This window comes from Pseudomonas fuscovaginae SE-1 (assembly GCF_000364705.1).
In the GTDB taxonomy this organism is placed as follows: domain Bacteria; phylum Pseudomonadota; class Gammaproteobacteria; order Pseudomonadales; family Pseudomonadaceae; genus Aquipseudomonas; species Aquipseudomonas fuscovaginae_A.
In genome coordinates, this window is sequence record NZ_AQOH01000093.1 from 44,921 (window position 1) to 52,488 (window position 7,568).

The 7,568-nt window shown below is 64.4% G+C and carries 9 protein-coding genes; 1 reads left to right on the plus strand and 8 read right to left on the minus strand.

The window, feature by feature from the left end:
- The 8 genes from hemW to K675_RS0110510 form a co-directional block, all read right to left on the minus strand.
- On the minus strand, positions 1 to 1,203 hold the full coding sequence (gene hemW / locus K675_RS0110475) for a radical SAM family heme chaperone HemW (protein ID WP_026145089.1): 1,203 nt from the start codon (positions 1,201 to 1,203) through the stop codon (positions 1 to 3).
- Positions 1,200 to 1,796 (minus strand): RdgB/HAM1 family non-canonical purine NTP pyrophosphatase, encoded by a 597-nt coding sequence (gene rdgB, locus K675_RS0110480; RefSeq protein ID WP_017903474.1) that lies wholly within the window; start codon positions 1,794 to 1,796, stop codon positions 1,200 to 1,202. Before rdgB ends, hemW begins: the two co-directional genes overlap by 4 nt.
- Positions 1,793 to 2,227, minus strand: coding sequence for a DUF4426 domain-containing protein (locus K675_RS0110485; RefSeq protein ID WP_017903475.1), 435 nt, complete (start codon positions 2,225 to 2,227; stop codon positions 1,793 to 1,795). The genes rdgB and K675_RS0110485 overlap by 4 nt, the downstream gene beginning before the upstream one ends.
- A 26-nt stretch (positions 2,228 to 2,253) precedes the next feature.
- Positions 2,254 to 2,874 (minus strand): methionine biosynthesis protein MetW, encoded by a 621-nt coding sequence (metW, locus tag K675_RS0110490; protein ID WP_017903476.1) that lies wholly within the window; start codon positions 2,872 to 2,874, stop codon positions 2,254 to 2,256.
- A gap of 7 nt (positions 2,875 to 2,881) precedes the next feature.
- A complete protein-coding gene (gene metX / locus K675_RS0110495) occupies positions 2,882 to 4,021 on the minus strand; it encodes a homoserine O-succinyltransferase MetX (RefSeq protein ID WP_017903477.1) in 1,140 nt (379 codons plus the stop codon).
- 270 nt (positions 4,022 to 4,291) lie between these two features.
- Positions 4,292 to 4,882: a YggT family protein gene (locus K675_RS0110500; protein WP_017903478.1), complete on the minus strand. Its 591-nt coding sequence runs from the start codon at positions 4,880 to 4,882 to the stop codon at positions 4,292 to 4,294.
- A 17-nt stretch (positions 4,883 to 4,899) separates the two neighbouring features.
- Positions 4,900 to 5,718, minus strand: a complete 819-nt coding sequence (gene proC, locus K675_RS0110505) for a pyrroline-5-carboxylate reductase (RefSeq protein ID WP_017903479.1) — start codon at positions 5,716 to 5,718, stop codon at positions 4,900 to 4,902.
- Positions 5,719 to 5,750: 32 nt separating this feature from the next.
- Positions 5,751 to 6,437 carry a YggS family pyridoxal phosphate-dependent enzyme gene (locus K675_RS0110510; RefSeq protein ID WP_017903480.1) on the minus strand — a complete coding sequence of 229 codons (687 nt, stop codon included), beginning with the start codon at positions 6,435 to 6,437 and terminating at the stop codon, positions 5,751 to 5,753.
- A gap of 56 nt (positions 6,438 to 6,493) precedes the next feature.
- Between K675_RS0110510 and K675_RS0110515 the strand changes: the two genes are divergently transcribed.
- On the plus strand, positions 6,494 to 7,528 hold the full coding sequence (locus K675_RS0110515; RefSeq protein ID WP_017903481.1) for a type IV pilus twitching motility protein PilT: 1,035 nt from the start codon (positions 6,494 to 6,496) through the stop codon (positions 7,526 to 7,528).
- Positions 7,529 to 7,568 lie beyond the last annotated feature (40 nt).

The window sequence follows — 7,568 nt, forward strand, 5'->3', positions numbered from 1 at the left end:
TTAGGTCAAAAAATGTTGCAGCAGGTCATTGAGAAACAGTTGTCCGCGGGCGGTCGCCACCAGACGTGTCGGTTCGACCTGCAACAGGCCGCTTTGTTCGGCCTCGGCCCGACCTTCGTTCAAACTGTCGAGACTGAGCCCGGTGCGCTGGGTGAACAAGGTCGCGTCGACGCCCTCGGTCAGACGCAGGGCGTTCATCAGGAACTCGAACGGCAGTTCGTCGTTCTCCAGTGCCTTTTCCCCGGCCTGGAACTGCTTGGCCGGATTCAGGTAGTCCTTGGGCAGGCGGGTCTTCCAGGTACGCACGCTGCGTCCGTCCGGATGGCTGAGCTTGCCGTGGGCGCCGGCACCGATGCCGATGAAATCGCCGAAGCTCCAGTAATTCAGGTTGTGCCGCGCCGCCCGGCCGGGCTGGGCGTAGGCCGACACCTCGTACTGGGCGTAGCCGTGCTCGGCCAGCAGGGCCTGGCCGGCTTCCTGAATGTCCCACAGGGTGTCGTCTTCCGGTAGCGTTGGCGGCTGGTTCCAGAACACCGTGTTCGGTTCCAGGGTCAGTTGGTACCAGGACAGGTGCGTCGGCTGCAAGGCGATGGCCTGGCGCAGGTCGCCCAGAGCGTCCTCCAGGGACTGGTCGGGCAGGCCGTGCATCAGGTCCAGGTTGAAGTTGTCGAAGCCGGCCTGGCGGGCCATGTCCGCCGCCCGCACGGCTTCACCGCCGGTGTGGATGCGGCCCAGGGCCTTGAGCTTGTCTTCCTGGAAACTCTGGATACCGATCGACAGGCGATTGATGCCCAACTGCCGGTAGGCGGTGAACTTCTCCTGTTCGAAGGTTCCGGGGTTGGCTTCCAGGGTGATCTCGATGTCGGCGGCGAACGCAATGCGTGCCTCGACGCCCTTGAGCAACCGCCCCAGTGCCTGCGGGCTGAACAGGCTGGGCGTACCGCCGCCGAAGAAGATCGAACTCAGCTCACGGCCATAGGCGGCTGGCAGGTCGTGTTCGAGGTCGGCCAGCAACGCGTCGACGTACTCTTCTTCCGGCAGCTCGGGGCTGGCGGCATGGGAGTTGAAGTCGCAGTAGGGGCACTTGCGCACGCACCAGGGGATATGGATGTACAGCGCCAGGGGCGGCAACTGCGGCAAGGCCGCCCGAGGAGGTTGCGTGCCGCCGTGGATCAGCGGCAACGCGGGGGAAGTCCGGGTCATTTCAGGCCCAGGCGTTGCCGCAGCAGGACCATGGCGCGGGCGCGATGGCTGAGCTGGTTCTTTTCCACGGGGCTCAGTTCGGCGCTGGAGCAGTCGCGTTCCGGTACCCAGAACAGCGGGTCGTAGCCGAAGCCGTGCTCACCGCTGGCGGCGGTGAGGATGCGACCGTGCCAGAGGCCTTCGCAGAGGATCGGCAGCGGGTCGTCGGCGTGGCGGACCAGGGCCAGCACGCAGACGAACTGCGCGCCGCGTTCCGCCTCGGGAACGTCCTTGAGCGCTTCGAGCAGCTTGGCATTGTTCGCCGCGTCGCCCTTGCCGTCGGCATAGCGGGCCGAATAGATGCCCGGTGCGCCACCGAGGAAATCCACCGCCAGGCCCGAGTCGTCGGCCAGCGCCGGGAGGCCTGAGATACGGGCGGCGTTGCGGGCCTTGAGGATGGCGTTTTCGACGAACGACAGGCCGGTCTCCTCCGGCTCGACGCTGCTGAACTCGCCGATCGAGCGCAGGTGCACCGACTCGCCGAGCATTGCCTGCAGTTCCTTGAGTTTGCCAGCGTTATGGCTGGCCAGTACCAACTGGGTGAAATTCATCATTCGCCTGGGAAAAGCTCCTGGTTGAAGCTGAAGGTATGGGTCTGCCCGCCGCTGGTGACCGCGATCTCGAAGGTGCGGTTTTCCTGCTGGGGCACCGGGAACTGGGCGATGTAGTAGATCCCGCCCTGTTCGGTGATCTGCTTGAAGGTGAGTGGCAGGCTCTTGTGGGTCAGGTCCTTGACGGCACCGCTGACCTGGGCCACCACCGGCTTGCCGGCCTTGACTACCGAGACGTTGATCACGCCCTGGTTCTTGCTGCGTACCAACTCGGTCGCCTTGGCGATGTCCGGCTGCAGGTAGGTGGAGTTGAACGTGTTGTAGTGCACGGTGATATCACCGAACACTTCCTGGCGCTCGCCCTTGATGGCGTCGGCGGCCATCGCCGACACTCCCAGGCAGGCACTCAACAGGAAAACCGCCAGACGTCCCATGATCATCCTCCTCGCACTCAACTGATTTATACCGCGATCCGGTGTTCCTGCAGGCCGGGGCTGCTGACGCGGTAGATACCGATCTCTCCCAACAGATTAGGCCATAGCTTACTGGCCCACCCGTGGCGGTGCTGTTGATCCACGGCAAGCCGGTCGATGACCTTGGCCTGGCGCTCGCGGCACAGTTCCTCGAAGTCCTCGAAGGTGCAGAAGTGGATGTTCGGCGTGTTGTACCAGGTGTACGGCAGGAACTCCGAAACCGGCATGCGGCCCTTGCTCGCCAGGTACCAGCGACAGCGCCAGTGGCCGAAGTTGGGGAAGGTGATGATGCATTGGCGGCCGACCCGGAGCATCTCATCGAGGATCTTGTCCGGGTAGTGCACGGCCTGCAGGGCCTGGGTCATGACCACGATATCGAAGCTGTTGCTGGCGAAGTTGCCCAGGCCCTTGTCCAGGTCCTGCTCGATGACGTTGATGCCCTTGGCCACGCAGGCGGCGATGTTGTCGGCGTCGTTTTCCAGGCCGTAGCCGGTGACCTGCTTGTGGTCGCGCAGCCAGCTCAGCAGTTCGCCATCGCCGCAGCCGAGATCGAGCACGCGGCTGCCGGCGGGGATCCAGTCTTGGATGATTTCCAGGTCGGCTCTCATGGCGTCCTCACAGGGTAATCCGGTTCATATAGTGGCCGAACGCCTGCAAGTAACGCGGGATCGGAATCAGGAAGGCGTCGTGGCCCTGTGGTGCGTCGATTTCCAGATAGCAGACGTCCTTGCGCGCGGCCATCAGGGCATCGACCACTTCCCGCGAGCGGGCCGGGGAGAAGCGCCAGTCGGTGGTGAAGGACATGACGCAGAAGCTGGCCTTGGCGCCGGCGAAAGTCTTCGCCAGGTCGTTGTCGAAGTTCGCCGCCGGGTCGAAGTAGTCCAGCGCCTTGGTCATCACCAGGTAGGTGTTGGCATCGAAGCGCCCGGAGAATTCCTCGCCCTGGTAGCGCAGGTAGCTTTCGACCTGGAACTCGACGCTGTGGAAGTCGTAGTTGAGCTTGTCGCTCTTGAGCCCGCGGCCGAATTTCTCGCCCATGGAATCGTCGGACAGGTAGGTGATATGCCCGACCATCCTTGCCAGCATCAGCCCGCGCTTGGGGATCACGCCGTGCTCCTGGAACGAACCGCCGTGGAATTCGGGGTCGGTGAGGATCGCCTGGCGCGCCACTTCGTTGAAGGCGATGTTCTGTGCCGACAGCTTGGGCGCCGAAGCGATCGCTACACAGTGACGCACGCGATCCGGGTAGGTGATGGTCCACTGCATGGCCTGCATGCCGCCGAGGCTGCCGCCGACCACCGCCGCCCACTGGCCGATGCCCAGGCGATCGGCGAGGCGGGCCTGGCTGTGTACCCAGTCTTCCACGGTCAGCACCGGGAAGTCGGCGCCGAAGGGCTTGCCGGTCTCCGGGTTGATGCTGCTCGGGCCGGTGGAGCCGTTGCAGCCGCCGAGGTTGTTCAGGCTGACCACGAAGAACCTGTTGGTGTCGATCGGCTTGCCGGGGCCGATGCAGCTGTCCCACCAGCCGGGCTTGCGGTCGTCGGGGCTGTGATAGCCCGCCGCGTGATGGTGGCCGGACAGGGCGTGACAGATCAGCACCGCGTTGCTCGCCGTGGCGTTGAGGCTGCCGTAGGTTTCATAGATCAGGTCGTAGGCCGGCAGGGAGCGACCGCAGGCCAGGGCCAGGGGCTCGCTGAAGTGTGCCGTTTGCGGCACGACCAGCCCGACGGAATCGTGGGGAAAGACAGTGGACATCGACCCTGCTCACGCTTGAATGAGGCGTAAGTCTAATGAGCGGGGGGATCAGCGGCAAGCGAAGGCCTGCGTGGCGAGCCCATTTGGGGGGAGCGGTCCTGTGGCGAGCGGGCTTGTCGGGGCGCCGCACCGCCGCGTTCGGCTGCGAAGCAGTCGTAAACCAGTCGTCTCGGTCTGCCTGGTAGAATGAGTTCGCTGATTTTAGGATCGCTTCGCGACCCAGCGCGGCGATGCGGCGCCCCGACAAGCCCGCTCGCCACAATTACCTCATCAGATCAGGCGGAACAGCACTTCAGGCATGCCGCTCATCACCGCCAGCGGCGGAATCACGTAGCTCTGCAGCAGCTGGATCACCAGGAACGCCAGGATCGGCGAGATATCCAGGCCGCCCAGGTTCGGCACGATCTTGCGGAACGGCGCCAGCACCGGCTCGCTGATCTGGTACACCAGCTCGGCCGCCGGGCTGTGGCTGCTCGGGGCGACCCAGGAGAGGATCACGCTGATGATCATGGCGAAGAAGAACACCTTGAGGAACAGCGAGGTGACGCCAATGATCGCCCAGATCAGCAGGTAGGCGATGTTGCCGGTCACGCCATAGCTGAGCAGCAGGATCACCGCCATCAGCAGCATCTGCACGATGATCGCCAGCACCAGCGAGGACATGTCCAGGCCGAACAGGCTCGGGATGATCCGGCGCATCGGCTTGAGCAAGGGCTGGGTGGCCTTGACGGTGAACTGGCAGAGCGGGTTGTAGAAATTGGCCCGTACCAGTTGCAGGATGAAACGCAGCAGAACCACCAGCAGATACAGGCTGCCCAGGGTCTGGATGACGAAGATGGCAGCGCTATTGAGTGCAAACATCAGTATTCCCCCGAAAGTTACTGACCGAGCTGCTCGGCCATTTCGGCCGAACGCTGGGCGGCGGCGGCAAGCGCCTTGTCTACCAGAGCGTCGAAGCCGCCGGCCTGGAAGGTCTTGATCGCCGCTTCCGTGGTGCCGGCCGGGGAGGTCACCCGACGGCGCAGTTCGGCGGCATCCACGTCGCTGGCGACGGCCATGTGGGCGGCGCCCAGCGCGGTCTGCTGGCTCAGTTGGGTGGCGATTTCACGCGGCAGGCCGAGCTTCTCGCCGGCGGCGGTCATGGCCTCGATCAGCAGGAAGAAGTACGCCGGGCCGCTGCCCGATACCGCCGTGACCGCGTCCAGTTGCCGCTCTTCGTCCAGCCACAGGGCCGAGCCGACGGCCGACAGCAGGGTCTGGGCCTGCTGGCGCTGTTCGGCGGAGACCTGGCGCGTGGCGTACAGGCCGCTGACACCCTTGCGCAGCAGCGACGGCGTGTTGGGCATGCAACGCACCACCGGCTGCTCGCCAAGCCAGTTGTTCAGGCTGGCACAGGTGATACCGGCGGCGATCGACACCACCAACTGGTTGGGCTCGAGGCTGGGGCGCAGGGCTTCGCACACGGCCTTCATGGCCTGTGGCTTGACCGCCAGCACCACGACGTCGGCGCCCTGGACGGCCTCGGCGTTGTCGGCGAACACGTCGATGCCGTGTTCGGCCGCCACCCGCGCGCGGGTCTCGGCGCCCGGATCGCTGGCGCGAATCAGGGCGGCATCCAGGCCTTCGGCACGCAGACCGCCGATCAGGCTGGCAGCCATGTTGCCGGCGCCGATGAAGGTGATTCGATTCTTGCTCATGAAGGATCCTTGGAAAGAGAGTGTGGGCCCTTTCAGGCCTGGCCGTAGTCGCGGGCGCCAAACAGGGCGGTACCGATCCGCACCCAGGTGGCGCCTTGGGCAATGGCCGACTCGAGGTCATGGCTCATGCCCATGGAAAGTGTGTCGAGCGGCAGGTCGAGGCTGTTCTGCAAGGTTCGCACGGTGGCGAACGCGGCGTCTTGTGCGGCACGCTCTTGGGTGGGTTCGGGGATCGCCATCAGGCCGCGCAGCACCAGGTTCGGCAGGGCGCCGATGGCGGCGGCCAGGGCCGGCAGGTCGGCCGGGGCGCAGCCGGACTTGCTGGCCTCGCCACTGACGTTGACCTGGATGCAGATGTTCAGCGGTGGCAGGTTGGCCGGGCGTTGTTCTGACAGGCGTTGTGCGATTTTCAGGCGATCCACGGAGTGCACCCAGTCGAAATGCTCGGCAATGGCACGAGTCTTGTTCGATTGAATGGGGCCGATAAAGTGCCAACTCAAGGGCAGGTCGGTCAATTCGGCCTGCTTGCCGAGAGCTTCCTGCAGGTAGTTCTCGCCGAAATCCCGGATGCCCGCGGCATGGGCTTCGCGAATGGCGGCAGCGGGCTTGGTCTTGCTCACGGCAAGCAGGTGGACGTCGGCGCCATCGCGGCCGGCGGCCTGGGCGGCGGCGCGGATACGGGCTGCAACGGAGGCAATGTTGTCTGCTATCGTGGTCATTCAATCTCGCCCGCAGTTCAAAGGTCTGCGGCATTCTACCTGTATTGGGGAGTCTCATGGATATCACCGAGCTGCTGGCCTTTAGCGCCAAACAGGGCGCGTCGGACTTGCACCTCTCGGCCGGGTTGCCGCCCATGATCCGGGTCGACGGCGATGTGCGGCGGATCAACCTGCCAGCACTTGACCACAAGCAGGTCCATGACCTGATCTACGACATCATGAATGACCGCCAGCGCAAGGATTACGAGGAGTTTCTGGAGACCGACTTTTCCTTCGAGGTGCCGGGAGTTGCACGCTTCCGGGTCAACGCCTTCAATCAGAACCGTGGCGCGGGCGCGGTATTTCGCACCATCCCGTCGAAAGTCCTGACCATGGACGACCTGGGCATGGGCGAGGTGTTCCGCAAGATCACCGAGGTGCCTCGCGGCCTGGTGCTGGTGACCGGGCCGACCGGTTCGGGCAAGTCGACCACCCTGGCGGCGATGATCGACCACCTGAACAACAACCGGCACCACCATATCCTCACCATCGAGGACCCGATCGAATTCGTCCACGAGTCGAAGAAGTGCCTGGTCAACCAGCGCGAGGTGCACCGCGATACCCAGAGTTTCTCCGCCGCCTTGCGTTCAGCCCTGCGGGAAGACCCGGACGTGATCCTGGTGGGTGAGATGCGCGACCTGGAAACCATCCGCCTGGCGCTGACCGCCGCCGAAACCGGGCACCTGGTGTTCGGCACCCTGCACACCACCTCGGCGGCGAAGACTATCGACCGGGTGGTCGACGTGTTCCCGGCGGAAGAGAAATCCATGGTCCGCTCGATGCTGTCCGAGTCGCTGCAGGCGGTGATTTCCCAGAGCCTGTTGAAGAAGATCGGTGGCGGGCGGGTGGCGGCCCACGAAATCATGCTGGGCACCCCGGCGATTCGCAACCTGATCCGCGAGGACAAGGTGGCGCAGATGTACTCGGCGATCCAGACCGGCGGCTCCCTGGGCATGCAGACACTGGATATGTGCCTCAAGGATCTGCTGACCAAGGGGCTGATTGCCCGCGACAGCGCCCGGGAGAAGGCGAAGATCCCCGATAACTTCTAGGCTCTGTCTGAAAAATCTTGATACTCGGTGATGCTGCGTT